Source organism: Bradyrhizobium sp. KZN70725, from assembly GCF_055264925.1.
In genome coordinates, this window is record NZ_JBUYWT010000009.1 from 11,395 (window position 1) to 37,769 (window position 26,375).

Below are 26,375 nucleotides of genomic sequence, written 5' to 3' on the forward strand. Positions count from 1 at the left end.
TGCGCTCGCGACGACGATACAACTCACGCGGAACCGGTCAAAGCACGGTGCTGCCCGCCATTTTCGTCCGTGAAAACCCCGGTTCCCGCGGGTTCCACACGCCATATTCCATATTTTGCCGCGTTTTCCCTGTTGAGTTGCAGCTGCATTAAGACTCGAGAATCGAGGGTAGTGATAATCTGCGGCGGTTGTGCCGCCGTATGACGCGTTCTGTAGTGCCTCATGGTTTCTCAGGGGGGACCAGGGAATGAACCGTTGCCTACGTCCGCTGGCGTGCTTCGCCACCGCCGCCGCGCTCGCGCTGCTTCCGGTCCAGGCGACCGCCAAGCCGCATCACCAGCACCAGGCCAAGAGCGGCCACGGGGACAAGAAGGCGCATGGCGGCAAGGCCGCGCGCGAGAGTGCCTCCGGCAAGCGGCGGCACGCCAGACACGGCGCCGACAAACGTAAATCCGCGAAGGCCAAATCCGATCCTTCCAAATCCGCTGAGAAGGCGCCCGAGCCGGAGAAACCCGCCGAGCCGCAATTGTTGGGCGATCTCGCCACGATCAGGGACGCGATCCTCGCCGCGCGCAGAGGCAAGACCAGCGACGCGACCGATATCCAGGCCAGGATCACCGACCCGGTCGGGCGAAAACTCGTCGAGTGGTATCTGCTGCGCCACTCGGAATCGAGCGCGCCGTTCAGCCGTTATGCGGCATTCGTGACGGCCAATCCGGATTGGCCTAGCGTCACGCTGTTGCGCAAGCGCGCCGAAGCGCGGATCTGGCAGGAGCGCAGCGATCCGGCCACGGTGCACGGCTTCACCCTCGATCAGCCGATCAGCGCCAAGGGCAAGTTCGCGCTCGCCCGCACGCTGCTGGCCGAAGGCGACCGCGACGGCGCCACCCGGCTGGTGCGCGACGCCTGGCGCTCGGAGGAGCTGTCCGATCGCTCCGAGAGCGACGCCTATGATGCGTTCAAGGACCTGCTGACGCGCGACGACCATCGCGCGCGCATGGACAAGCTGATCGGCGCCAAGGATCTCGCCGGCGCGAGGCGCGCGGCGCAGCGGCTCGGCAGCGACGATCTGGCGATCGTGAAAGCCTGCAGCGCGGTCCGCGGACAATCCAGCAAGGCAGAGGACACGCTCAACGATGTGCCGGCCGATGCCCGCCGCGATCTCGGTTACACGCTGTGCCGAATTCAGTGGCTGCTTGCGAAGAACAAGGTCGACGAAGCCGCGCGCGTGACGATCGCGGCTGAGCCCGAGACGATGGCGCAGCAGGACACCGACCAGTGGTGGCGCGAGCGCCGCATCCTCTCCCGCAAGCTGCTCGACCAGGGCGAGTACCAGGCGGCCTATGACGTGATCCGGCCCGCGGCGGCGCCGGACAATCCTTATTACCGCTCCGACATGCACTTCATGCGCGGCTGGATCGCGCTGCGTTATCTCAACGACGCCAAGACCGCCGCGGCGCACTTCGCGCATATCGACGAGGGCCAGACCAACCCGACCGTGCTGGCGCGCGCCGCCTATTGGCGCGGCCGCGCCGCCGAGGCACTCGGAAATTCCGCGGCGATGCGGGCCGACTACCAGGCCGCCGCGCGCTACCCGACGGCCTATTACGGTCAGCTCGCGCTGGCCAAGCTCGGCCGTGATGGTGGCGTCGAGCTGCGCGCGCCCTCGCCGGCTGCCAGCGCCGGCAGCATGGCGACCGACGAGCGGGTCCGCGCCGCCGATATGCTCTATGCGATCGGCGAGCCCGACGTCGTGCTCTATTTCGCCGCCGACCTCGCCGAGGAAAGCACCGATGTCGGGATGCTCGAAGCGCTCGGCGAGCTGACCGGCCGCCGCAACGATGCCCGCGCCATGCTGCAGATCGGCAAGATCGCGCTCGCGCGCGGCTTTGCCTTCGACCATTACGCCTTCCCGGTGATCGGCATTCCCAAGCACACGCCGATCGCGCCCGATATCGGGCGCAGCATGACCTACTCGATCGCGCGTACCGAAAGCGCGTTCGACCAGCGCGACAAGTCGGCAGCCAACGCCGTCGGCTTGATGCAGGTGACGCCGGAAGCCGGCCGTGACACCGCCAAGCGCTTCGGCGTCAGCTATGACTGGAGCCGGATGGTGTCCGATCCCGTCTACAACACCCAGATGGGCGCAGCCGAGCTCAGCGCGTTGCTGTCGGAATATCGCAACTGCCACATCATGACCTTTGCCGGCTACAACGCCGGTCGCGGCCGCGTCCGCGACTGGGTCAAGGCCTATGGCGACCCGCGCGATCCCAAGGTCGATCCGGTCGACTGGGTGGAGCGGATCCCGATCTCCGAGACGCGCAACTACGTGCAGCGCGTGATGGAGAATTTCGCGGTCTACCAGGCGCGGTTCGAGGATGCCGGCACGGCGGTGGCCAAGAACGGCGAGCGCGTCGTGACACAGGAGAGCAACGCGGCGCCGGCTGAGGCAATGCCGTCGCAATAACGTCGTCCCGGCCTAGCGCGCAATTGCGCGCGGCCGGGATGACAAGTTTCAATCCACCTTCACGTTGGCGGCCTTGATCATCGGCCACCATTTGGCGATTTCCGCCTTCTGCCAGGCACCGAGCGCATCCGGCGTGAGCTGATCCTTCGGCGGCATCTGCAAGCCCAAATTCTCGAGCTGCTTCTGCACGGCCGGATCGGCCATCGCCTGGACCGCAGCGGCGTTGAGCTTGGCCACGATCTCCTTCGGGGTACCCTTCGGCACCCAGAGGCCGGACCACAGCGTCATGTGGAAGCCCGGCAGGCCGGCCTCGTCGACCGTCGGAACGTCAGGCGCATTCGCGACCCGCTTGGAATCGGTGACCGCATAGGCGCGGATATTGCCGGCACGGACCTGGTTGATCGAGTTCGAGGTCTGGTCGACGATGATGTCGATCTGGCCGGCGACGAGGTCGTTCAGCGCTGGGCCGGTGCCGCGATACGGTACATATTGCAGCTTGATGCCGGAGACGTTCTCGAAATAGAGCCCGGCGATATGGCTGCCGCTGCCGGCGCCGGCGGTGCCCGCGGTCGGCGGCGCCGGCCGCGACTTCAGCCACTCCAGCAACTCCTTCAGCGATTTCGCCGGCACGGCGTTCTTGCTGACGATGATCATCGGGTTGCTCGGCAGCAGCACCACCGGCTCGAGATCGGTGACGAGGTCGTAGCCGAGCTTGTAGATCGCGCCGTTGGCGACATGGGTGCCGAGATGACCGAACGAGATGGTATAGCCGTCGGGCGCCGAGCGCACCGCGCGGCCAACGCCGATCGAGCCGCCCGCTCCAGTCACGTTCTCGATCAGCAGCACCTCACCGAGCGACTGCTTCATTCGTTCGCCGAGGATGCGCGCCATCGCATCCGAGGGGCCGCCGGCAGCAAACGGCACCACGATGGTGATCGGGTGCGCGGGATAGGTTTCCGCGGAAACGGTCCCCGTCAACGCGAACATCGCCAATACGGCCAGAACCAGCTTCCGCATCACGCTCTCCCTCAATTTTCTTGTTTCCAATTATTTTTGAAGGGCCACCTTTCGACAAGATGGCCCTTCGGATGAGGCGTCAGAACTGCGAGAAGTCGATCGGCTTGTGCCGGTCGAGCGTGCGGGTGATCGGCGGCAGGGGGTATTTCAGGCCGCTGGCGCAGTTGAACAGCATCACGCGGTCGGTCTTGCTGACACGGCCGTCGGCGAGGCTCTCCTTGTAGGCGGCATAGGTCGCGGCGCCCTCGGGGCACAGCAGCAGCCCCTCCTCGCGCGCGACCTCATTGAGGGCGGCGCTGATCTTGTCGTCATCGACGGCGATCGCAAAGCCCTTGCTCTCGCGCACCGCGCGCAGGATGAGGAAGTCGCCGATCGCCTGCGGCACGCGGATGCCCGAGGCGATGGTGTGGGCGTCCTCCCAGCGCGCGGCGTGCTCGGTGCCGGCCGCATAGGCCCGCACCATCGGCGCGCAGCCGGAGGCCTGCACCGCGACCATGCGCGGGCGCTTGCTTCCGATGAAGCCGATCTTCTCGAGCTCGTCGAACGCCTTCCACATGCCGATCAGGCCGGTGCCGCCGCCGGTCGGGTAGAAGATCACGTCGGGCACGTCCCAGCCGAGCTGCTCGGCAAGTTCAAGCCCCATCGTCTTCTTGCCCTCGATCCGGTACGGCTCCTTCAGGGTCGAGGTATCGAACCAGCCGACCTTCGCCTTGCCCTCGCCGACGATCTTGCCGCAGTCATCGATATAGCCGTTGACGCGATAGACGGTGGCGCCCTGCAGCTCGATCTCGCTGACATTCACCTCCGGCGTATCGGCCGGGCAGAAGATCGTGGTCTTGATGCCGCAGGAGGTCGCATAGGCCGCCAGCGCCGCGCCGGCATTGCCGTTGGTCGGCATCGCCATGTGCTTGATGCCGAGCGCCTTGCCCATCGACACCGCCATCACCAGGCCGCGTGCCTTGAACGAGCCGGTCGGCAGCCGGCCTTCATCTTTCACAATGATCTCGCCGCCGCCAAGCTTGGCGCCGAGCCGCGGCAGCCGGATCAGCGGTGTCGTGACCTCGCCGAGGCTGACGATATCTTTGCATTTGCGCACCGGCAGCAGCTCGCGGTAGCGCCACAAATCGGCGGGACGCTGCGCCAGGGCGTCCTTCGTCAGCGCCTTCTTCACCCCGGCAAGGTCATAGCGCACCAGCAGCGGCTTGCCGGCCTTGGAGAGGTTGTGCACCTGGTCGGCGGGATAATGATCGCCCTCCATCGCGCATTCGAGATGGATGACGAAAGTCGGGCGTTCGATGGTGAGGTTGTCGTTGTCTTTCACGAGATGCGCTCTTTCTTTTTTCTTTGCGAATTCGTTTTGTCGGACCCGTCACCCTGAGGAGGCCGCGCAGCGGCCGTCTCGAAGGGCGACGAGCCCCGCTGCTCGCTCCGGGCCGTGCATCCTTCGGGATGCGCTCCGCGCTCCTCAGGATGACGGGACCGTGGCCGCCGTCCGCGGCCTCAGATATTCAGCACGCGCCCATAGGCGTCGAGCACCGCTTCCTTCATCATCTCCGACAAGGTCGGATGCGGGAACACGGTGTGCATCAGTTCCTCTTCCGTGGTCTCCAGATTCATCGCCACGACGTAGCCCTGGATCAGCTCGGTGACCTCGGCGCCGATCATGTGGGCGCCGAGCAGCTGGCCGGTCTTCTTATCGAAGATCACCTTGACGAGGCCCTGGTCCTCGCCGAGCGCGATCGCCTTGCCGTTGCCGACGAACGGGAAGCGGCCGACCCGGATCTCGCGGCCGTCTTCCTTGGCCTTGGCCTCGGTGAGGCCGACGGAGGCGACCTGCGGGTTGCAGTAGGTGCAGCCCGGGATCATCAGCTTGTCCATCGGATGCGGATGCAGGCCCTTGATCGCCTCGATGCAGATCACGCCCTCATGCTCGGCCTTGTGCGCGAGCATCGGCGGTCCCGCGACGTCGCCGATCGCATAGATGCCGGGAACGTTGGTCTTGCCGAGGCCGTCGATCACGATGCAGCCGCGATCGGTTTTGACGCCAAGCTTCTCCAGCCCGAGATTCTCGATATTGCCGACCACGCCGACCGCCGAAATCACGCGCTCGAACTCCACCGCTTGCGGCTTCTCCTTGCCGTCGTCGATGGTCGCAACCACGCTGTCGGCCTTCTTCTCGAGCTTTGTCACCTTGGTCGAGGTGAGTATCTTGATCCCCATCTTCTCAAACCGCTTGCGGGCGAGCCCTGCGATTTCCGCATCCTCGACCGGGAGAATCTGCGGCAGCACCTCGACCACGGTGACGTCGGCGCCCATGGTGTGGAAGAACGAGGCGAACTCGATGCCGATCGCGCCGGAGCCGACCACCAGCAGCGATTTGGGCATCCGCTCCGGCACCATCGCCTCGAAATAGGTCCAGATCAGCTTCTTGTCGGGCTCGAGCCCGGGCAGCACGCGCGGCCGCGCGCCGGTCGCCACGATGATGTGCTTGGCCTGATAGGTGCCCTCCCCGCTGGCGCCCTTCGGCGCCTCGACCGCCGACTTCTTCACCGTGATCTTGCCGGGCGCGTCGATCGTGGCGTCGCCCCAGATCACCGTGACCTTGTTCTTCTTCATCAGGAAGCCGACGCCGTCATTGAGGCGCTTCGAGACGCCGCGCGAGCGCTGCACCACCGCCTTCGGATCGAACGAGACGTTGTCGGCCGACAGCCCGTAATCCTTGGCGTGCTGCATGTAGTGATAGATCTCGGCGGAGCGCAGCAGCGCCTTGGTCGGGATGCAGCCCCAGTTCAGGCAGATGCCGCCGAGATAGGATTTCTCGACAATCGCGGTCTTGAGGCCGAGCTGCGCGGCGCGGATCGCGGTCACGTAGCCGCCGGGGCCGGAGCCGATGATGATGACGTCAAAGGATGTGTCGGCCATGGCGGCTCCCGTTCAACTCAACGTGTGACGCCGCGGGCGCGGCTTCTTGCAATCAATGACCTGACCAGCCATTCGAGTCCGATCACCAGGGCCATGATGGCCAGGGCCGTCAGCACGATCGGCTGGGCGATGTTCCGCGCCAGCTGCTCGCCGGCGAAGAACGCGGAGTGTAGAAAATCCAATCCGACCGGATTGAGCACCAGTGCGGCCGACAGCAACAGCGAGATCCAGGGCCAGCGCGTGCGAGCCATGCTGGCCATTCATCCGTACTCCCGCCATACCGCACCGAGGAACGCGGACCACGCCAGCGCCAGCACCGCGGCGCCGATCATCATGATCCTGAACTGGATCGTCGATATCAGGTCGCGGTTGACCGCGACGAGCAACGCGACGGCGATAGCGGCGAGCAGGACGTACGGACCGACGATCGCGTACATGGCGGATGCCCGTCACACCATCATCATCACAGGGTTTTCGATCAGCTGCTTGAAGGCACCGATCAGCTCGGCGCCGAGCGCGCCGTCGATCGCACGGTGATCGCACGACAGCGTCACGCTCATCATGTGCGCGATCTCGATCTTGCCGCCGCGCACCACCGGACGTTCCTCCGAGGTGCCAACCGCGAGGATCGAGGCATGCGGCGGGTTGATCACGGCGGTGAAGTGGTTGATGCCGTACATGCCGAGGTTGGAGACCGCGGTGGTGCCGCCCTGATATTCCTCCGGCTTCAGCTTGCGGGCGCGGGCGCGGGCGGCGAAATCCTTCATCTCGTTGGAGATGGTCGAGAGTGTCTTGGTCTCGGCCTTGCGGATGATCGGCGTGATCAGGCCGCCCGGCATCGCCACCGCGACGCCGACGTCGGAATGCTCGTGCTTGAGCATGCCGCCTTCGGTCCAGCTGACGTTGCAGTTCGGAATCTTCTGCAGCGCGACCGCCATCGCCTTGATGACGAAGTCGTTGACCGAGATCTTGTAGAGCGGCTTCTTCTCCTTGTCCTTCGGCGCTGCGGCGTTGATCTCCTCGCGCGCGGCGAGCAGCTTGCCGATGTCGCAGTCGATGGTGAGGTAGAAGTGCGGGACGTTCTGCACCGAGGCGGTGAGACGCTGCGCGATGGTGCGGCGCATGCCGTCATGCGGCACCACCTCGTAGGAGCCCGGCTCGAACAGCGCGAGGATCTGCTTGTCCGACATTGACGGCGCGATGCTCGGTCCCGCGGCGGGCGCTGCCGCCGGCGCCTTCAGGCCCTTGCCGGACTTGGCCTCGTCGACGTCGCGCGCGATGACCCGGCCATGCGGGCCGGTGCCGGTGATGCGGGTAAGATCGATGCCGGCTTCCTTTGCCAGCCGGCGCGCCAGGGGCGATGAGAACACCCGGGCGTGGCCGTTAGCCTGCGCGGCCGGTGCAGCAGCCTGAGGCGCCGCTGCCGGCGCTGGCGCTGCGGCCGGCTTCGGCGCAGGCGCCGCCGCCGGTGCGGGAGCCGCCGCCGGCGCGGCCTGGGCGGCGGGCTTCGGCGCCTCGGCGGGTTTCGCGACAGGTGCGGCGCCCGCTCCGGCGCTGGCCGCCGCCTTCACATCCTCGCCGTCGCCGGCCATGACCGCGATGACGTCGTTGACCGGCACGTCCTGGGTGCCCTCGGGCACCAGGATCCTGGCGATCGTGCCTTCGTCGACCGCCTCGACTTCCATCGTCGCCTTGTCGGTCTCGATCTCCGCGATCACGTCGCCGGACTTGACCTTGTCGCCCTCTTTCTTGAGCCACTTGGCGAGGTTGCCCTTTTCCATCGTCGGCGACAGCGCGGGCATGAGAATATTGATCGGCATTGTCAGTGACCTTGTTGCGACCGCGGTTTGGTTTGGCCCATGTCGGTCGGCCGGGCGATTTCGGCTTCGAACATCTCGACGATGCGCGCGAGCGCCTCGTCCTCGGTGTATTCACTCTCGCGCGCATAGGCGCGCGCCGCGTGGCGGGCGATGTCGACCAGCATGAGCCCCCACATGTCCGGCTCCTCGAAAGCGCGCTGGAACGCGATCGACAGGCCGCCATCGACGACGAAGGCGCGCAGCACCTCGATGGCGTCGTCGCGGCCCATCACGTCAGGCGGCAGCGGCTGCTCCTTGGGACCGGCCATCGGCGTTACCGGTAGGATACGGCCTTGGCGGCGGCGACCACCTCGGCGACGGAGGGCAGAGCGAGCTTTTCGAGGTTGGCGGCATAGGGCATCGGCACGTCCTTGCCGGAGACGCGCGCCACCGGCGCGTCGAGATAGTCGAAGGCATGCTCCATGATGCGCGCGGCGACCTCAGAGCCGACGCCGCTCTGCTGCCAGCCCTCCTCGACCGTCACCGCGCGGCCGGTCTTCTTCACCGAGTTGATGATGGTCTCGGTATCCATCGGACGGATGGTGCGGAGATCGACGACCTCGGCCTCGATACCTTCCTTGGCGAGTTCGTCGGCAGCCTTCAGCGCGTAGGACATGCCCATCGCCCAGGAGACGATGGTGACGTCCTTGCCGGCGCGGGCAATCCGCGCCTTGCCGATCGGCACCACGAAATCAGCCAGCTTCGGCACCTCGCCGGTGTGGCCGTACAGCACCTCGTTCTCGAGGAAGATCACCGGATTGGGATCGCGGATCGCGGCCTTGAGCAGGCCCTTGTAATCGGCGGCCGAATACGGCGCGATCACCTTGAGGCCCGGGATCTGCGAGTACCACGCCGCGTAGTCCTGGCTGTGCTGCGCGGCGACACGCGCGGCGGCGCCGTTCGGGCCGCGGAACACGATCGAGCATCCCATCTGGCCGCCGGACATATAGAGCGTCTTGGCGGCGGAGTTGATGATCTGGTCGATCGCCTGCATGGCGAAGTTGAAGGTCATGAACTCGACGATCGGCTTCAGGCCCGCCATCGCCGCGCCGACGCCGACGCCGGCAAAGCCGTGCTCGGTGATCGGCGTGTCGATCACGCGGCGGGCGCCGAATTCCTGCAACAGGCCCTGCGTCACCTTGTAGGCGCCCTGATATTCCGCGACCTCCTCGCCCATGATGAAGACATCGCCGTCGCGGCGCATCTCCTCGGCCATCGCATCGCGCAGCGCCTCGCGAATGGTCTGCGTGACCATCTCGGTCCCCGCAGGGATTTCCGGATCAGGCAGTGACTCGGTCGCGGGCGCGGCTGGTGCCTTCGCCGCGGGCTGCGGCGTTTCCGCCTTGGCTTCGGCAGGCGCGGCTTCGGCGGCCTTCGGCTGCGGCGCTGGAGCCGCCGGCGCCTTGGCGAGGTCGGCGGCGCTTTCGCCGTCGACGAGAATGGTGGCGATCGGCGTGTTCACCGCAACGTCCGCGGTGCCTTCCGGAATCAGGATCTTGCCGAGCGTGCCCTCGTCGGTTGCCTCGACCTCCATCGTCGCCTTGTCGGTCTCGATCTCGGCGATGACGTCACCGGACTTGATGGTCTCGCCTTCCTTTTTCAGCCATTTGGCGAGGTTGCCCTTCTCCATGGTGGGCGACAGCGCAGGCATCAGCACTTGAATGGGCATATCGGCTCCCGAAATCGGTCTTGAAATTCGTCTGCGCGGGTGGGGTCAGCGGTAGATGTCGGTGTAGAGCTCGGCCGGATCCGGCTCCGGATCGTGCTGCGCGAAGTCGGCGGCCTCGTTGACGATCTCGCGCACCTGGGCGTCGATCGCCTTCAGGTCCTGCTCGCTGGCGCCCGAGGCCAGCAAGCGGTTGCGCACCTGCTCGATCGGGTCCTGGTCGTGACGCACCTTCTCGACCTCCTCGCGCGTGCGGTACTTGGCCGGATCGGACATCGAGTGGCCGCGGTAGCGGTAGGTCTGCATCTCGAGAATCATCGGACCGTTGCCGCCGCGGCACCAGGCCACGGCCTCATCGGCGGCGGCCTTGACGGCGCGCACGTCCATGCCGTCGACCTGCTTGCCCGGAATGTTGAAGGAGGCGCCGCGCTTGGAGAAATCCTGCTGGGCCGATGCGCGCGACACCGAGGTGCCCATCGCATAGCGATTGTTTTCGATCACGTAGATCACCGGCAGCTTCCACAGCTCCGCCATGTTGAAGCTCTCATAGACCTGGCCCTGGTTGGCCGCGCCGTCGCCGAAATAGGTCACGCTGACGTTATCGTTGCCGCGATAGCGGTTGGCGAACGCAAGGCCGGTGCCGAGCGAGACCTGCGCGCCCACGATCCCGTGACCGCCGTAGAAATGCTTCTCCTTGCTGAACATGTGCATGGAGCCGCCCTTGCCGCGGGAATAGCCGCCGCGGCGTCCGGTCAATTCGGCCATCACGCCTCTGGCTTCCATGTCGCAGGCCAGCATGTGGCCGTGGTCCCGGTAGCCGGTTATGACCTCGTCGCCCGGCTTCAGCGCCATCTGCATGCCGACCACGACCGCTTCCTGGCCGATATAGAGATGGCAGAAGCCGCCGATCGCACCCATGCCGTAGAGCTGACCGGCCTTCTCCTCGAAGCGCCGGATCAGGAGCATGTCCCGCAGTGCCTTGAGCTCCTGCTCCTTGGTGAATTCGGGGGGAGAGCCGGCCTTCTCCTGCCCTGATTCTTTTGCGACGCTTTTCTTGGGTGCGGCCATGGCAATTCCGGGTGAGAGAAGTCGGAGAACCCTCTCTAACCCAACTCAAATCGCCTTGGAAGGATTGCGTTCGCCCGATGGAATTTTGCTATGCCGCACTGCAGCGCAGCGCGACATTTTTGTGATAGCGCGCGAGTGATTTTGAAATTTGAGAACGCGTCGTCAGTTACTTGTTGATCCGAACGAGGTCACGCGGGTTGGCGTAGTCGAGCTGGAAGCGCGCACGCTCGTCCAGCATGTCGGGATCGACCCGGTCCGACCGCAGCAGCGACACCCGCTGCTCGCCCTCGGCCCGCTCCTTCTTCAGCCGCGCCAGCTCGGAGGTCAGCGCGATGATCTCCTGATCGAGCTCCTGCCGCGCGTTCAAGCCGTATTTGCCGGTGTAGGCGTTGACGCCGAAATAGCCGACCATCAGCGCCGCCAGCGTATAGAGGGCGAGCCCGGTCAGAATCGATTTGAGGCGTGTGCGGGAAACCATGGCCGCGAGCATGCGGCCATGGGGTTAACGAACGCTGAACCAGAGCGTTTTCGAGCGAAGTGGATGCCGGTTCGCGTGAAGACAACGCGTCAAAGCAAGTTCAGAGCCCGTTCCGATTCGATCGGAACGGGACTCTTGCTCAGCGGTTCTGCCTTTCGATAAAGGCCGCGAAGGCGTCGAGATACTGCTGCAGCACACCCTTGAGCGACTCCTTGGTCAGTTCGCCGTTGTCGTCGAAGGCATCGCCGACGCCGTTGAGATAGGCTTCCGGCTGACCGAGGATCGGGCCGGAAATGCCGGGCAGGATGTTCTGCAGGTGCTTCACCGCGCTGACGCCGCCGAGCGGTCCGGGCGAATTGCCGATGATGCCGACCGGCTTGCCGATGAACGAGCTTTTGCCGTAGGGCCGCGAGGCGACGTCGATGGCGTTCTTCAGCACGCCCGGGATCGAGCGGTTGTATTCGGGGGTCACGAACAGCACGCCGTTCGACTTCTGCAGCTTCTCGCGGAAGGCAAGCCAGTCCGCCGGCGGCGCGGCCTCGAGGTCCTGGTTGAAGAAGGAAATTTCCTGAAGCGTCGTCACATCGAGCTTCAGCGACGCCGGTGCAAGCTTGGCCAGCGCATTGGCGATCTTGAGCGAGAAGCTCTGTTTGCGGATGCTGCCGACGATGGTGACGATGTTATAGGCCATAGCAAATTCCCCTCGGATTGCGCGTGAAACTGGTGCCCCTCACCTACCGGCGCACCAAGAAAGATGCAAGTGCATGGATCGTCCAATTCCGGAAACGCAGCGTTTCGCGGAATTGGTCTATGCAAAGCAAAAGGCCGCCCCATCGGGACGGCCCCTGCGTTTCGATCCTCAGCCCTTGTTCGGGTTGATCAGGAATTTCTCGCCGGTCGCGCGCTTGTTGTAGACGGCGATGTTGTCGAGTTGCAGGGTCTCCTGCAACGAGACCACCTTGGTGTAGTGACTGGCGAAAGTCGTCTTCAGTTCGGCCACCACGCGCTGGCGCAGCTTGTTGCCGGCCTCCGGACCGATCTTCATCAGGAATGGGAACAGCAGCCAGCCGCCGACGCCCCAGGCCATGCCGAAGCCGCGCGGCAATTCGATCGAGCGGGTGTCGAGGCTGCCATAGACATAGACCTGCTTGTGCACATTCGAGCCGTAGCGGCTGTAGGCCTTGGCGGTCTTGTTGATCGCGGTCTCCATCGCGACCAGGATCTGGCCCGCGAGCTTGCCGCCGCCGATCGCATCGAAGGCGATGGTGGCGCCGGTTTCGACCAGCGCGCCGGTGAGCTTGTCCATGAAATCGGGCGCGGAGGAATCGACGACATGTTTGGCGCCGATCTTGTGCAGGATGTCGGCCTGCTCCTTGTTGCGCACGATGTTGACGAGGCCGATGCCGTCCTTGAGACAGATCTTGTTGAGCATCTGGCCGAGATTGGACGCTGCCGCGGTGTGCACCAGCGCCTTGTGCCCCTCGCGCCGCATCGTCTCGGTCATGCCGAGCGCGGTCAGCGGATTGACGAAGCAGGACGCGCCTTCCGCCGGCGTGGTGCCGTCGGGCAGCGGCAGGCATTCGTTGACGCGCAACGTCCGGTATTGCGCATACATCGCGCCACCGATCATCGCGACCGTCCGGCCCATCAGCGCTTTCGCCGCATCCGATGAACCGGTCCTGATCACGACGCCGGCGCCTTCATTGCCGACCGGCATGGACTCGTCGAGTCGTGCCGCGAGGCCCAGCAACGCAGCTTCCGGCACGCGCGCGGTCACCACTGGCAATTCCTTGCTGCCGGAGACCTTGGCGGCCGACATGTCGGCCGGGCCGATCAACAGACCGAGATCGGACGGATTGATCGGGGTCGCCTCGACCCGGACCACGACCTCGTCGGGGCCGGGCTCGGGGGTCGGGACATTGACCAGCGATATCTCGAGCTCGCCATTCTTCTTGAGCAGCGAACGCAGCTGCAGACCGCTCTTGCCGTCGTTCATCCCGACCTCCCTTTTGAGTTTTGTTGGATCCCGTTCAAGCTGGGGCGCTACGCCAAGGCCTTCAAGGCCGCCCTGCCCGCGTATTTCGCCTGGGTGCCGAGCTGCTGCTCGATGCGGAGCAGCTGATTGTATTTGGCGGTGCGGTCGGAGCGCGCCAGCGAGCCGGTCTTGATCTGCCCGCAATTGGTGGCGACCGCGAGATCGGCGATCGTGGAGTCCTCGGTCTCGCCGGAGCGGTGCGACATCACGGCGGTGTAGCCGGCCTTGTAGGCCATCTCGATCGCCGCAAGCGTCTCGGTCAGCGTGCCGATCTGGTTGACCTTGACCAGGATCGAATTGGCGCGGCCGTTCTTGATGCCGTCGGCAAGCCGGGTGACGTTGGTGACGAACAGATCGTCGCCGACCAGCTGGCACTTCTTGCCGATCGCATCCGTCAGTTCCTTCCAGCCGTCCATGTCGTCCTCCGACATACCGTCCTCGATGGTGACGATCGGATAGCGGCTGACGAGATCGGCGAGATACTTCACCTGCTCGGAGCGCGAGCGGGTCTTGTTCTCGCCGCCATAGACGTAGGAGCCTTCCTTGAAGAATTCGGTCGAGGCGCAGTCGAGGCCGAGCACGACGTCGTCGCCCGCCTTGTAGCCGGCCTTGCCGATCGCATTCATCACGAACTCGAGCGCGGCGTCGGCCGACGGCAGGTTCGGCGCGAAGCCGCCCTCGTCGCCGACATTGGTGTTGTGGCCGGCCTTCTTCAGTTCGCCGCGCAGCGTGTGGAAAATTTCCGAACCGCAACGTAGCGCCTCGGCGAACGACGTGGCGCCGACCGGCAGGATCATGAATTCCTGGAAGTCGATCGGGTTGTCGGCATGCACGCCGCCATTGATGATGTTCATCATCGGCACCGGGAGCGTCCGCGCCGAGGTGCCGCCGACATAACGATACAGCGGCATGTCGAAGGATTCGGCGGCGGCCTTGGCGCAGGCCAGCGAGACGCCGAGGATGGCGTTGGCCCCGAGCCGGCTCTTGTTCGGCGTCCCGTCGAGCTCGATCATGATCTGGTCGATCGCGACCTGCTCCTCGACCGCCTGGTCGCTGAGCGCCTCGAAGATCTCACCGTTGATGGCGGCGACCGCCTTCTCGACGCCCTTGCCGAGATAGCGCGCCTTGTTGCCGTCGCGCAGTTCCACCGCCTCATGCGCGCCGGTGGAGGCGCCCGACGGCACCGCCGCGCGACCGATTGACCCATCCTCCAGCACCACATCGACCTCGACCGTGGGGTTGCCGCGGCTATCAAGGATTTCGCGGCCGATGATGTCGACGATGTCAGTCATGACGTGCTCTTTCTCGATATGGGGTTGGCTGATGCGCCGCGTCATACACGGCGCGCAAGCAAATGTGAACGGCCCGCCCGCCCGGCCCGTCTGACGGTGCAATGTGGTGGGTTTATGCTGTCGGGGATTACCTTCGCGTGCTGGCCCATTGTTTCACGAAGCCGGGATAACGCAATGAACCGTCGCCAGTTTCTCGCCTCCACCACTGCCGCGATTTTGACCACGAGAGCGCAGGCGCAGGATGCCCAGACGCCGTCCCGGGTGAAATATTTCAACGTCGACGCCGGGACCGGCCTGCACGATGTCACGCCGGCGCCCGATGGCACCGTCTGGTTCACGGGCCAGCGCAGCGGTGCGCTGGGCCGGCTCAATCCGCGCGACAGTGCGTTCAAGCTGGTCAGCCTCGGCAAGGGTGCGGCCCCGCACGGCGTCACGATCGGCCCCGACGGCGCGCCATGGGTAACCGAGGGCGGGCAGAATGCGATCGCCCGCGTCGACCCCGGCGACCACAAGGTGACGCTGTTCCGCCTGCCTGAGAAAGCCGCTGACGCCAATCTCAATACCGGCGTGTTCGACAAGCGCGGCGTCTACTGGTTCACCGGCCAGTCCGGCTTCTACGGCCGGCTCGATCCGAAATCCGGTGAGATGAAGGTGTTCGAGGCACCGCGCGGCGTCGGCCCCTACGGCATCACCGTGACCCCAAACGGCGACATCTGGTACGCCTCGCTTGCCGGCAGCTATATCGCACGGATTGACCCTGCGACCGGCAACGCCAGCGTGGTCCAACCGCCGACGCCGAAACAGGGCGCGCGACGGGTGTGGTCGGATTCGCGGGGGCGGATCTGGGTCAGCGAATGGAACAGCGGCAACGTGTCGGTGCACGATCCCGCCGACGGGACGTGGAGGGCCTGGAAGCTGCCCGGCAGCAATCCACGGACCTATGCCGTCTATGTCGACGACAAGGACAAGGTCTGGCTCACCGATTTCTCGGCCAACGCGATCATGCGCTTCGATCCGGTGGGCGCGACCTTCAACGCCTTTCCGAGCGACCGCGCCGGCGCGAATGTCCGGCAACTCGATGGCCGGCCCGGCGAGGTCTGGGGCTGTGAATCCGGCCAAGACCGCTTGGTCCTGATCCAGACTGCCGCGCCCGCGTAGCACCCTGCCCCCGCACGCGGACGGTTGACGAACCGCCCGCTTCCGTTCATTTCGGCCGCTCCCACAAGGATGAGGCCCATGGCGAAGAAAACCCTGCAACTCGGCCGTGCCGTCGCGTGGCCGGATAGCCCGGACAAGGCGGTGCTCGACCGCGTCCCCAATCCGCAGGCCGGCACGGATTATCTGGTGCGCTTCGCTATCCCGGAATTCACCTCGGTCTGCCCGATCACCGGCCAGCCGGACTTCGCCCATCTGGTGCTCGACTTTGTGCCGGGCCGGTGGCTCCTGGAATCTAAGTCGCTGAAACTCTATGCGGCAAGCTTCCGCAATCACGGCGCCTTCCACGAGGATTGCACCGTCATGATCGGGAAGCGTATCGTCGGGGAAATCAAGCCGAAATGGCTGCGGATCGGCGGTTACTGGTATCCGCGCGGCGGCATCCCGATCGACGTTTTCTTCCAGACCGGCCGGCTGCCGAAGGGCGTCTGGGTTCCCGATCAGGGCGTCGCGCCCTATCGCGGGCGCGGGTGATCCGGCGTCTCAATAGGCGCTCAGCAGATCGACCTTGGCATTGGCGAGGATCAGGCGGCGCGCCAGCAGTGCGGAAAGATTGCGCATGATCTTCATCGAAATCTGCGGGTGGAGCTGACGATAGTCGGCAAAGCTGTCGATCGGTAGCTCGAGGCATTTGACCGGGGTGTCCGCCCAGACGTCGGCGCTGCGGTGGCTCTCGATGATCGCCATCTCGCCGAACTCCATGCCCGGCCCGAGCGAGGCAAGCCGCACGCCGCTCGGCAGCTTCACGCTCACCATCCCGCTTTGCAGGAAGAACAACGAATTGGCCGGCTCGCCGGCCACGACGATGCGCTGGCCGGCGTCGTAGCGGCGCGGCGTCGAGAGTTCGGCGAGCGCAGCGATCTCCTCGGGCGCGAGATCGGCCAACAGCGCCTGCTCGCCGAGATGGGCGGTCTCCTTGGTCTCGGTGAAGCCGCCATAGCGGTAGATCAGTTGATCCTCGGCCCATTCAACGGCGTCGTCGAGCAGCGGAAAATGCCGCAACCGCTTCGGCTCTTCGATCTGCGCGCGGATCGTGGCCCAGACCGGCGACGTCGTCTCGACACCGGAGATGATCGTGGTGACACCGGAATTTCCGAGCGTGGCGATTTTCTCAGCCAGCAGCTGGGCGCCGGCTGCCGTGATGTCGGGCACGCGGTGGAAATCTAGGATCAGCAGCGGCGCGCCGGGCGGCTCGCTGGACAGCCGGCGAGTGACGTAGTCGATCGACGCGAAGTTGAGCGCCCCCACCAGCTCGATGACGCGGGTGTCGCTGTGGCGGTCATCGAGGATCTGCTGTTCGTGCGGCTGGCGGCTGCGGCGGGAGGTGATGCCGAAGATGTCGTAGTCGGCGATGATGCAGGTGCGGACGTCGCCGCTGCGGTTGAGCATATGCAGATCAAATCGCGCCGACAGCGCCTCACAAACCTTCAGGCCTCGCACGCTGTTGAAGTGCCCATCGAGCAGCGGCGAAAAGGTGCCGAGCCCCAATTGCGACGGGAGCGCTGCGACGATGCCGCCGCCGACCCCACTCTTGGCGGGCATTCCGACGCGATAGATCCACTCGCCGGCATAGTCGTACATGCCCGAGCTCGTCATCACCGACAGCGTGCGCGCGACGACATGCGGCGTCACCACCTGGACGCCGACCGGATTGACGCCGCGATTGGCGAGCGTTGCGGCCATCACCGCGAGGTCGCGCGCGGTGACGAGAATTGCGCATTGCCGGAAATAGATATCGAGCACGGCATCGACGCCGTCCTGTAGCACGAGGTAGTTGCGCAGCAGCCAGGCGATCGCGCGATTGCGGTTGCCGGTCGCCGTCTCCGACGCATGGACCGCGTCGTCGACGTCGAGTTCGCGGCCGGCAAACTGGCCGAGCTTGTCCCGGATGCGCTCGAATGCGGCGCGGCCATCGACCTCGTGGATCAGCCCGGAGCAGGCAATCGCGCCGGCGTTGACCATCGGATTGAACGGCTTGTTGTCGTTGGTCAGCCGGATCGAGTTGAATGCCTCACCGCTCGGCTCGACGCCGATCGCCGACGCGACGCGCGCTTCGCCGACGAGATCGAGGGCCAGCGCAAACACGAACGCCTTCGAAACGGACTGGATGGTGAAAGGAGCGGCGCTGTCGCCGACTTCGTAGACATGGCCATCGATGGTGACGAGGCTGATGCCGAAATGCGCCGGGTTGGCCCGTTTCAGCTCCGGAATGTAGTCGGCGAGCGCGCCGGAATTGTCCGATTTGAATTCTTGGTGGCAGGAGGCCAGAAAACGCTGAAGTGGAGGCTCGGTGCCATATCCCGTTGTCCTGACGTCCGCATTCCCTCGAATAGGCCAGCCAGTCTGGACGTCCACGCTCTCACCTCAAATGGCGAGAAATAAGCAATCCTCATGCCATGCCCGGTCGTCCGAACGCTGCCGCGAATGCGTCATCCTGACGCTGCACCCCGCTTCCCTGCATGTTGTGTCTGCCACCGCCGGTGGGCCCGTGGACGCCTAGGTTGTCTGCGCATCGGCGGGCCTGGTCTGCCGCAGAAACCGCGCGCAGATAAAGCCGAGCACGACCATCACGGCGGCGGCTGACACCAACGTCGCGGTCTTGCCGACGTGTTGCAGGCCGAAGCCATAGGCGATCGGGCCGACGGTCTGGCCCATGAAAAAGAAGAACGAGTGCAGCGACAGCGCGGTGGCGCGCGCCTCGACCGACAGCTCGCTGGCGAACACCTGCAGGCAGCCGTGGATCATGTAGAAGCCGAGGCCCATCACCAGGAGGCCCGCCATCTGCAGCTTCCAGTGCGGCCCGAAGGCGACCCCGACCAGTTGAATCGCAACCAGTGTCGCGCCAACGATCATCATCCCCCTCACCCCGATCCACGGCAGCAGGCGCGATACCGTCAGCGTGTAGAGCAATCCGCCGATCGCAAATCCCGCGATCACGATGCCGGCGATCGACAGCGAGGTCTCGCCGAGCTCGAACAGGAACGAGGCGATGAAGGGAAACAGCCCGAGCACGCAGCAGCCTTCGATGAAGACTGCCGAATAGCAGATGCGGGCGTTCGGATTGGTGAAGATGGTGCGATAGCCGTGGCGCAGCGCCTTCAGGCTGGTGCGCGGCGGACGGTTCAGCGCAGCGCCGCGGAAGCCGGCTGCAACCGCCAGCGCGACGATAATCACGAGGCCCCCGAGCACCGCGAGCACGCCGCGCCAGCCGAGGAAGTCGCCGATCAGGCCGGATGCCGTCGCACCGAGCAGATTGCCGGTCATCGAGCCCGCCAGGGTTCGCCCGATCGCGAGCTGCCGCTTGTCCGGGCCAACCAGATCGCTGGTCAGCGACAGCGCCACCGGAAACACGCCGCCCGAGCCGATGCCGGCGAGGATGCGGGTCACGAACAGCATCGGAAACGAGGTCGAGAGCGCGCCGAGGATGTTGGCAACGCCGAGCAGTCCGAGGCAGATCGTCATCAGCCGCGCCTTGCCGAACAAATCGGCAGCGGCGCCGATCGCCGGCTGCACCGCGGCAAAGGTGAAGGCGAACACCGCGGCGAAGCTCGCGGCGGTCGCTATGCTGACGCCGAAGTCATCAGCGACATGCGGCAGCACCGGATCAAGCGCACGCACCGACAGGCTCGCCGCGAAGGTCGCCAGCGTGATCACGTTGAGGGCCGGCGGCATGCCGCTGGTTGCGGTCATGTCGTTGTCCGCCGGTCAGGCCGCCGTCTTCGCGAGCGCGTCGAACTGCATCAGCCGCTTGACGAGGGCCTCGAAGTCGCGGAGCGGCACCATGTTGGGGCCGTCCGACGGCGCATGATCCGGATCGGGATGAGTCTCGATGAACACGCCGGCGACGCCGACCGCGACCGCGGCCCGCGCCAGCACCGGCACGAATTCACGCTCGCCGCCCGACGAGGTGCCCTTGCCGCCCGGCTGCTGCACCGAATGGGTGGCGTCGAAGATCACAGGCGCGCCGGTGGTGCGCGACAAGATCGGCAGCGCGCGCATGTCCGAGACCAGCGTGTTGTAGCCGAACGATGCACCGCGCTCGGTGACCAGCACGTTGGCGTTGCCGGCGCCGGTGATCTTGCTGACCACATTGGCCATGTCCCACGGTGCCAGGAACTGGCCCTTCTTGACATTGACGACCTTGCCGGTCGCGGCCGCAGCCAGCAACAGATCGGTCTGCCGGCACAGGAAGGCCGGAATCTGCAGCACGTCGACCGCCTGCGCCACGTCGGCGCACTGGGTCGCCTCATGCACGTCGGTCAGCACCGGCAGCCCGAGCGAAGACCGGATCTCGGCGAAGATCGGCAGCGCCTGCGCCAATCCGATGCCGCGCGCCGCGGTCGCGCTGGTGCGGTTCGCCTTGTCGAACGAGGTCTTGTACACCAGACCGACCTTGAGCCGGACCGCGATCTCCTTCAGCGCGGACGCCACCTCAAGCGCATGCGCGCGGCTCTCGAGCTGGCACGGACCGGCGATGATCGAAATCGGCAAGGCATTGCCGAATTTGGCCGATCCGACGGCAACGATCGGCGCGGCGGCTTGCGCGGAAACCTGATTGGTCAAAATGCTGCATCCTTTTGCCGGCGACCATGCAGTCCCGCGCGGGACGGATCAAGCCATCCCGCACGATGAGGGGGTTGCGCTGACGCCGTGGGTGCGCCGTGCTAACACAATCCCGCCCAAACAGCGCCTATAAACTGGCGCGGAACAGATTCCCATGAGGAAGCCATGCGCATCCCGCTGATGATCGGAGCCGTCGCCGCCCTGTCGGCGATGTCGGGCCTCGCCTATGGCCAGACCAGCACCCAGCCCGGGGTCGTCACCAGCGGAGCCACCGGCGTCACCGTCAATGGCAAGCCGGCGGCGCGCAGCGGCGATACCACCAGCAATGGCGGCCCGCTCGTCGAGGGCGTGCCCAACGTCCTGATCAACGGCAAGCCGGCGGTGGTCATGGGCGATCGCACGCATTGCGGCGGCAAGACGACCTCCGGCAGCCACGGCGTCTTCATCAACGGCAAGCCGATGGTGACCCAGGGCGATCAGACCTCGGGCTGCCCGCAATAGCGTCGCTGCAACTTTCCCTCCCCAAGGGACCGAGAAAAGATGCCTCCCCGTCATTGCGAGGAGCTCGCGACAAAATTGCGAAGCAATTTTGCGCTGAAGCGACGCAGCAATCGATCGCTCCGCATATGTGGTGCCAATGGATTGCTTCGCTTGCAATGACGGGAACATGGCCGCAGCGGGCGTCACTTGACCGACGAAAACGCCGTCGGCACCAGAAGCTGGTTGACGATGTTGAGGACGATCTGGCCGTCCTCCTCGGTCTTGGCGCGCGCGGTGATCCACTCCGGATCGGTCTGGAACGCGGTCCACTTCTTCTCGCGCTCGGCGAGCGATTCCCAGGCCAGCAGATAGGTCAGCTCCTGGTTGGATTCCCCGACCAGCGTCGTGAAGAAGCCGGCCTGCCTGATGCCATGCTTGTCCCAGAGCTTCAGCGTGATGGTCTCGAAGCGCTTGAGCAGCGCCGGCAGCCGTCCCGGCAGGCAGCGATAGACGCGGGTCTCGTAGATCATTGGCAGTCCTCCCAGATTGGTGTGCGGGCGGTTATAGCCAGCGCCTTCCGGACTGTCTTGAGGGGGTGACAACATGGCACCCCTGCTCGCGACGGGCGGCCATTTCCGCAATGTTGTTGCAATGTTACTTGCCCTAAAACCTGCCTTCAGGAGTTGGACCACAAGGACATGCGGATACTGCTGGTTGAGGACGAGGCCGAAATGGCGGCGGCGCTGTCGCAGGCGCTGAAGGGCTACGACATGGTGGTCGACCACGTGCCGAACCTTGCCGAGGCCGAGGAAGCGATCTGTGCCGACGTGCATGGCGCGGTCCTGCTCGACCGCCAGCTTCCGGACGGCGACGGCCTCACGCTGATCCCGAAGCTGCGCGCCAAGGCCGACGGCGTGCCGATCATCGTGCTGACCGCGCGCGGCGATCTCACCGACCGCATCACGGGCCTCGACAGCGGCGCCGACGACTATCTGGCCAAGCCGTTCGCGGTCGAGGAGCTGATGGCGCGGCTGCGCGCCGTGCTGCGCCGCCCCGCCGGCCTGCAGCTCGAGATCATCAGGGCCGGCCGCGTGGCGTTCGATTGCGGCCATCGCGAGGCCAGTGTCGACGGCTGCCCACTTGAGCTGCCGCGGCGCGAGCTGCTGGTGCTGGAGACGCTGCTGCGCCGCATGGGCCGCACCGTGCTGCGCGCGACGCTGGAGGAAGCCGTCTACAATTTCGAGGACGAGATCCAGTCCAACGCGCTCGATGCGCACGTCTCGCGTCTCAGGCGCAAGCTTGCCGACGCCAACGCCGGCGTCGAGATCCACAGCATCCGCGGCGTCGGCTATCTCTTGAAGCAAACGTCATGAGCGAACAGGCCGAGCACTATTGCCTGCGCTCGCAACTGAGCTGGCGGCTGGTGACGCTCCAGGCGCTGCTGCTTGCCATGCTGATCGTTTGCCTGATCAGCGCGTTGTGTGCCACCGGCTTCCTGATCGTTCCACGCGATGAGGATCATGTGATTTCCATCGTGCAGGGCGCGGTCGCACGCGACGGCAAGGGCGAGTTGATTTTGCGCCCGACGGCCGAACTGCAAAAGCTTCGTGACGACACGCCCGACCTCTGGTTCCTGGTGCGCGACCGGCATGGCCGTTCGCTGACGGAAGGCGCGGTGCCGCCGGAATTTGCCAGGATCGGTGACGCACTCGACCAGATCAGCCAGGCGCGGCTCGGCTGGCAGATGTTCGAGGATGATCCGCGCAAGCCGCCGGCGCGGCTGAAGCGCGTCAATTCCGACGCCGGCCCCGTGCAGGTGCTCACAGCGACGCAAGGGCCAATGTCGAGCGTCAAGACCGCGCTCGCCACGACGCTGGCATTCCTCGCCATTGCCCTGCCCGGCCTTTTCCTGATGGCATGCGCCACCTTCATCGCGACGCCGATGGTGGTGAAGCGCGCCTTCGCCGGTCTCGATACCACCGCCGACGAAGCGCGCCGGATCGATTTCCGCCAGCGCGGCAGCCGACTGTCGGCGGACCATCTGCCGCTCGAGGTAGCGCCGCTGGTGACCGCCATCAACGATGCGCTGAAACGGCTCGACGACGGCTATTCCCGGCACCAGCGATTCGTCGCCGACGCGGCGCATGAATTGCGCACGCCGATCGCGATCCTCAACACGCGGCTGGAGTCGCTGCCGCCAGGTCCGGAGAAAACCCGCCTGCTCGAGGATTCGGCGCGGCTTGCGACATTGGCCGAGCAACTGCTCGACATCCAGCGCTTCGACCAGTGCCGCAATCCGTTCGTCCGCGTTGATCTCGTCGCGGTCGCCCGCAATGTCGCGGCCGACCTCGCGCCGCTCGCGATCGCGGCCGGCTACGAGCTGTCGCTCGATACCGCAACCGATCGCGTCGAGATCTTGGGCGATCGCGCCGCGCTGGAGCGCGCGCTCACCAATCTGGTGCAGAACGCCATCCAGCATGGCGGCCGCCGCGGCACCATCACCATCCATGTCGGCAGCGCCGCGACCATCGACGTATCGGATGAAGGCGACGGCATTCCCCAGGACCAGCGCACCCGGATATTCGATCCGTTCTATCGGCTCGCGCCGCTCGACCGCGGCGCCGGCCTCGGCCTCAACATGGTGCGCGAGATCGCAAGGCTGCACGGCGGTCACGTCTCCGTGCTCGACGGCCCGAAGGGCGGCGCGTGCTTCCGCCTCACATTACCGCCGGCGCCGTTCGCGTCGTGACTGCCAAAGCGATTTCGAGCGAAGCCTGTCCCGCACTCGATGCGGGATGGGCACCGGTTCGCGTGAAGGAAACGCGTCAAAACTAGGGTCGAGAGCCCCGTTCCGATTCAATCGGAACGGCGCTCTCGCGCAATGTTCTCGCAATGCAGCTCCCGCAAACAAGGCGTCACGCTTCGCATCTGAGTCGAAGCGCCGCGACACTTTGCTGGGAATCCCAATGTCACATGATCTGCTGTCTTTCTTCACGGCGTGGATGGCGGCCCCCGGCCGCGTCGGCGCCATCGCGCCGTCGGGCGCCGCGCTCGCCGAACTGATCACGCGCGACATCAGCGCCGACACCGGCCCGGTGCTCGAGCTCGGTCCGGGCACGGGCGCGTTCACCTATCAGCTGTTGAAGCGCGGCGTGCGCCAGCAGGATCTTACGCTGATCGAATACGGCTCGGATTTCATGCGGCTGTTGCAGCTGCGCTTTCCCGGCGCGCGCGTGCTGTGGATGGACGCAGCGCGCCTCGCCTCGGAGCGGCTCTACGATGGCGCGCCGGTCGGCGCCGTCGTCAGCGGACTGCCGCTGCTCAACATGTCGCCGCGCAAGGTCATCTCGATCGTCGGCGGCGCGTTCAGCTATCTACGTCCCGGCGGCGCGTTCTATCAATTCACCTACGGCATGCGCTGTCCGGTGCCGCGGCCGATCCTCGACCGGCTCGGCCTGCGCGCCACGCTGGTCGATCGCGCCATCCTCAACGTGCCGCCGGCCGCGGTCTACCGGCTGACGCGACGCCCGCAATACAAGCTGATGACGCGCGACGGCACGCCGGCGGCTGGTGCAAACGTTTCACCGATCAAGAAGGAACGCCGGACCAGCGAGGACTGCGCCGTGTAGCGGCGCAGCTGACGGCCGCTCAGTTAAACCAGCCGGCTCTGCTTGGCTGCCGCCTCGATGAACGACGCGAAGAGGGGATGCGGTTCAAAGGGCCGCGATTTCAGCTCGGGATGGAACTGGACGCCGATGAACCAGGGATGGTCCTCGTACTCCACGATCTCCGGCAGCACGCCATCGGGCGACATGCCGGAGAAGCGCAGGCCGTGCTGCTCGAGGCGGTCCTTGTAGGCGGTGTTGACCTCGTAGCGATGGCGGTGCCGCTCGGAGATCTCGGTCGCGCCGCCATAGACCTGCGAGACGCGGCTGCCGCGGTTGAGCGCCGCGGGATAGGCCCCGAGCCGCATCGTGCCGCCGAGATCGCCGCTCTGCGAGCGCTTCTCGAGCTCGTTGCCGCGCAGCCATTCCGTCATCAGGCCGACCAGCGGCTCCTTGGTCGGGCCGAACTCGGTCGAGTTGGCGTCCTCGATGCCGACCAGATTGCGCGCCGCCTCGATCACCGCCATCTGCATGCCGAAGCAGATGCCGAAATACGGCACGTCACGCTCGCGCGCGAACTGCGCCGCGCGGATCTTGCCCTCGGCGCCGCGCTGGCCGAAGCCGCCGGGCACCAGGATGCCGTTGACGTGCTCGAGGAACGGCGCCGGGTCCTCGTTCTCGAACACCTCGCTCTCGATCCAATCGAGATTGACCTTCACCTTGTTGGCGATGCCACCGTGCGACAGCGCCTCGATCAGCGATTTGTAGGCGTCCTTCATGCCGGTGTATTTGCCGACGATGGCGATCGTCACCGCACCTTCCGGATTGCGGACGCGCTCGTTGATGACGTGCCAGCTCTGCAGCGCCGGCGGAATCTTCGCGGTGATGCCGAACGCGGCCAGCACCTCATCGTCGAGGCCGGCGGCGTGATAGGCCTCCGGCACGGCGTAAATGTTGTCGACGTCGCGCGCCTCGATCACGGCGCTCTCGCGCACGTTGCAGAACAGGCCGAGCTTGCGCCGCTCCTCCTTGGGAATTTCGCGATCGGTGCGGCACAGCAGGATGTCCGGCTGGATGCCGATCGAGCGCAGCTCCTTCACCGAGTGCTGCGTCGGCTTTGTCTTGAGTTCGCCGGCACTTGGAATGTACGGCAGAAGCGTCAGGTGAATGTAGACCGCGTGATCGCGCGGCAGCTCGTTCTTGAGCTGGCGGATCGCCTCGAAGAACGGCAGGCCCTCGATGTCGCCGACGGTACCGCCGATCTCGACCAGCACGAAATCGAACTCGTCGTTACCCGACAGCACGAATTCCTTGATCGCATTGGTGACGTGCGGAACCACCTGGATGGTGGCGCCGAGATAATCGCCGCGGCGCTCCTTGGTGATGATGTCCTGGTAGATTCGCCCGGTCGTGATGTTGTCGGCCTTGGTGGCCGGACGACCGGTGAAGCGCTCGTAATGGCCGAGATCGAGATCGGTCTCGGCGCCGTCGTCGGTCACGAACACTTCGCCGTGCTGATACGGCGACATCGTTCCGGGATCGAGGTTGAGATAGGGATCGAGCTTGCGAAGGCGGACTTTGTAGCCCCTGGCCTGCAGCAGAGCGCCGAGCGCCGCTGAAGCCAGACCCTTGCCGAGCGAGGAGACCACGCCGCCGGTGATGAATATGTACCGCGCCATGGGACTTTACCTTTAATCCGACTCCGGCG

25 protein-coding genes are annotated in these 26,375 nt (G+C 65.5%); 7 read left to right on the plus strand and 18 right to left on the minus strand.

Features of this window, described 5'->3' with window-relative positions; genetic code table 11:
• Positions 1–247 precede the first annotated feature (247 nt).
• The gene (locus ACZBJS_RS10860) at positions 248–2,467 is read left to right on the plus strand and encodes a lytic transglycosylase domain-containing protein (RefSeq protein ID WP_076825481.1); all 2,220 of its coding nucleotides are present in this window, start codon (positions 248–250) and stop codon (positions 2,465–2,467) included.
• Positions 2,468–2,515: 48 nt separating this feature from the next.
• On the opposite strand, the gene ACZBJS_RS10865 is transcribed toward ACZBJS_RS10860, so the two are convergent.
• The 13 genes from ACZBJS_RS10865 to eno all read right to left on the minus strand — a co-directional run bounded on the left by ACZBJS_RS10865 (position 2,516) and on the right by eno (position 14,804).
• The gene (locus ACZBJS_RS10865; RefSeq protein WP_456856009.1) at positions 2,516–3,484 is read right to left on the minus strand and encodes a tripartite tricarboxylate transporter substrate binding protein BugD; all 969 of its coding nucleotides are present in this window, start codon (positions 3,482–3,484) and stop codon (positions 2,516–2,518) included.
• A gap of 79 nt (positions 3,485–3,563) precedes the next feature.
• On the minus strand, positions 3,564–4,805 hold the full coding sequence (locus tag ACZBJS_RS10870; RefSeq protein WP_463438703.1) for a threonine synthase: 1,242 nt from the start codon (positions 4,803–4,805) through the stop codon (positions 3,564–3,566).
• A gap of 179 nt (positions 4,806–4,984) precedes the next feature.
• Positions 4,985–6,406: a dihydrolipoyl dehydrogenase gene (gene lpdA, locus ACZBJS_RS10875; RefSeq protein WP_456856007.1), complete on the minus strand. Its 1,422-nt coding sequence runs from the start codon at positions 6,404–6,406 to the stop codon at positions 4,985–4,987.
• A gap of 17 nt (positions 6,407–6,423) precedes the next feature.
• Positions 6,424–6,666 carry a hypothetical protein gene (locus ACZBJS_RS10880; RefSeq protein WP_057016535.1) on the minus strand — a complete coding sequence of 81 codons (243 nt, stop codon included), beginning with the start codon at positions 6,664–6,666 and terminating at the stop codon, positions 6,424–6,426.
• A complete protein-coding gene (locus ACZBJS_RS10885) occupies positions 6,667–6,843 on the minus strand; it encodes a hypothetical protein (RefSeq protein ID WP_456856005.1) in 177 nt (58 codons plus the stop codon).
• Between the two features lie 12 nt (positions 6,844–6,855).
• Positions 6,856–8,226 carry a pyruvate dehydrogenase complex dihydrolipoamide acetyltransferase gene (locus ACZBJS_RS10890; RefSeq protein ID WP_463438704.1) on the minus strand — a complete coding sequence of 457 codons (1,371 nt, stop codon included), beginning with the start codon at positions 8,224–8,226 and terminating at the stop codon, positions 6,856–6,858.
• A gap of 2 nt (positions 8,227–8,228) precedes the next feature.
• Positions 8,229–8,534 carry a DUF5076 domain-containing protein gene (locus ACZBJS_RS10895; protein ID WP_018271806.1) on the minus strand — a complete coding sequence of 102 codons (306 nt, stop codon included), beginning with the start codon at positions 8,532–8,534 and terminating at the stop codon, positions 8,229–8,231.
• Positions 8,535–8,539: 5 nt separating this feature from the next.
• The gene (locus ACZBJS_RS10900; protein ID WP_076825471.1) at positions 8,540–9,934 is read right to left on the minus strand and encodes a pyruvate dehydrogenase complex E1 component subunit beta; all 1,395 of its coding nucleotides are present in this window, start codon (positions 9,932–9,934) and stop codon (positions 8,540–8,542) included.
• A gap of 45 nt (positions 9,935–9,979) precedes the next feature.
• Positions 9,980–10,999 (minus strand): pyruvate dehydrogenase (acetyl-transferring) E1 component subunit alpha, encoded by a 1,020-nt coding sequence (gene pdhA, locus ACZBJS_RS10905; RefSeq protein ID WP_229159414.1) that lies wholly within the window; start codon positions 10,997–10,999, stop codon positions 9,980–9,982.
• A gap of 166 nt (positions 11,000–11,165) precedes the next feature.
• On the minus strand, positions 11,166–11,477 hold the full coding sequence (locus tag ACZBJS_RS10910; protein WP_028334062.1) for an FtsB family cell division protein: 312 nt from the start codon (positions 11,475–11,477) through the stop codon (positions 11,166–11,168).
• Between the two features lie 139 nt (positions 11,478–11,616).
• Complete coding sequence (locus ACZBJS_RS10915; RefSeq protein WP_463438705.1) at positions 11,617–12,168, minus strand: NADPH-dependent FMN reductase; 552 nt, start codon at positions 12,166–12,168, stop codon at positions 11,617–11,619.
• A gap of 168 nt (positions 12,169–12,336) precedes the next feature.
• Positions 12,337–13,473 (minus strand): zinc-binding dehydrogenase, encoded by a 1,137-nt coding sequence (locus ACZBJS_RS10920; protein ID WP_463438706.1) that lies wholly within the window; start codon positions 13,471–13,473, stop codon positions 12,337–12,339.
• Between the two features lie 47 nt (positions 13,474–13,520).
• On the minus strand, positions 13,521–14,804 hold the full coding sequence (gene eno, locus ACZBJS_RS10925) for a phosphopyruvate hydratase (RefSeq protein WP_076825508.1): 1,284 nt from the start codon (positions 14,802–14,804) through the stop codon (positions 13,521–13,523).
• 174 nt (positions 14,805–14,978) lie between these two features.
• On the opposite strand from eno, the gene ACZBJS_RS10930 reads away from it, so the two are divergent.
• Both ACZBJS_RS10930 and queF read left to right on the plus strand, forming a co-directional pair.
• Positions 14,979–15,962 (plus strand): Vgb family protein, encoded by a 984-nt coding sequence (locus ACZBJS_RS10930; RefSeq protein ID WP_463438707.1) that lies wholly within the window; start codon positions 14,979–14,981, stop codon positions 15,960–15,962.
• 69 nt (positions 15,963–16,031) lie between these two features.
• Positions 16,032–16,493 carry a preQ(1) synthase gene (gene queF, locus ACZBJS_RS10935; RefSeq protein WP_141342685.1) on the plus strand — a complete coding sequence of 154 codons (462 nt, stop codon included), beginning with the start codon at positions 16,032–16,034 and terminating at the stop codon, positions 16,491–16,493.
• Positions 16,494–16,502: 9 nt separating this feature from the next.
• On the opposite strand, the gene glsA is transcribed toward queF, so the two are convergent.
• From glsA to kdsA, 3 genes are all read right to left on the minus strand, one after another.
• Positions 16,503–18,350, minus strand: a complete 1,848-nt coding sequence (gene glsA, locus ACZBJS_RS10940) for a glutaminase A (RefSeq protein WP_463438723.1) — start codon at positions 18,348–18,350, stop codon at positions 16,503–16,505.
• Between the two features lie 165 nt (positions 18,351–18,515).
• Positions 18,516–19,709 (minus strand): MFS transporter, encoded by a 1,194-nt coding sequence (locus ACZBJS_RS10945; RefSeq protein WP_463438708.1) that lies wholly within the window; start codon positions 19,707–19,709, stop codon positions 18,516–18,518.
• 15 nt (positions 19,710–19,724) lie between these two features.
• Positions 19,725–20,582 carry a 3-deoxy-8-phosphooctulonate synthase gene (gene kdsA / locus ACZBJS_RS10950; protein ID WP_076825457.1) on the minus strand — a complete coding sequence of 286 codons (858 nt, stop codon included), beginning with the start codon at positions 20,580–20,582 and terminating at the stop codon, positions 19,725–19,727.
• A gap of 165 nt (positions 20,583–20,747) precedes the next feature.
• On the opposite strand from kdsA, the gene ACZBJS_RS10955 reads away from it, so the two are divergent.
• Positions 20,748–21,083, plus strand: a complete 336-nt coding sequence (locus ACZBJS_RS10955; RefSeq protein ID WP_057016529.1) for a PAAR domain-containing protein — start codon at positions 20,748–20,750, stop codon at positions 21,081–21,083.
• Between the two features lie 182 nt (positions 21,084–21,265).
• On the opposite strand, the gene ACZBJS_RS10960 is transcribed toward ACZBJS_RS10955, so the two are convergent.
• Positions 21,266–21,592 (minus strand): NIPSNAP family protein, encoded by a 327-nt coding sequence (locus ACZBJS_RS10960; protein WP_018271819.1) that lies wholly within the window; start codon positions 21,590–21,592, stop codon positions 21,266–21,268.
• Positions 21,593–21,760: 168 nt separating this feature from the next.
• Here ACZBJS_RS10960 and ACZBJS_RS10965 point away from each other — a divergent pair, with 168 nt between their 5' ends.
• From ACZBJS_RS10965 to ACZBJS_RS10975, 3 genes are all read left to right on the plus strand, one after another.
• Complete coding sequence (locus ACZBJS_RS10965) at positions 21,761–22,435, plus strand: response regulator (RefSeq protein ID WP_316394226.1); 675 nt, start codon at positions 21,761–21,763, stop codon at positions 22,433–22,435.
• A complete protein-coding gene (locus ACZBJS_RS10970; RefSeq protein ID WP_076825451.1) occupies positions 22,432–23,811 on the plus strand; it encodes a sensor histidine kinase in 1,380 nt (459 codons plus the stop codon). The genes ACZBJS_RS10965 and ACZBJS_RS10970 overlap by 4 nt, the downstream gene beginning before the upstream one ends.
• A gap of 217 nt (positions 23,812–24,028) precedes the next feature.
• Positions 24,029–24,691, plus strand: a complete 663-nt coding sequence (locus ACZBJS_RS10975) for a class I SAM-dependent methyltransferase (RefSeq protein WP_057016525.1) — start codon at positions 24,029–24,031, stop codon at positions 24,689–24,691.
• Positions 24,692–24,714: 23 nt separating this feature from the next.
• Here ACZBJS_RS10975 and ACZBJS_RS10980 read toward each other — a convergent pair whose 3' ends face one another.
• Entirely contained in the window at positions 24,715–26,346 is a 1,632-nt protein-coding gene (locus tag ACZBJS_RS10980; RefSeq protein WP_057016524.1) for a CTP synthase, read from the minus strand.
• Between the last annotated feature and the right edge of the window lie 29 nt (positions 26,347–26,375).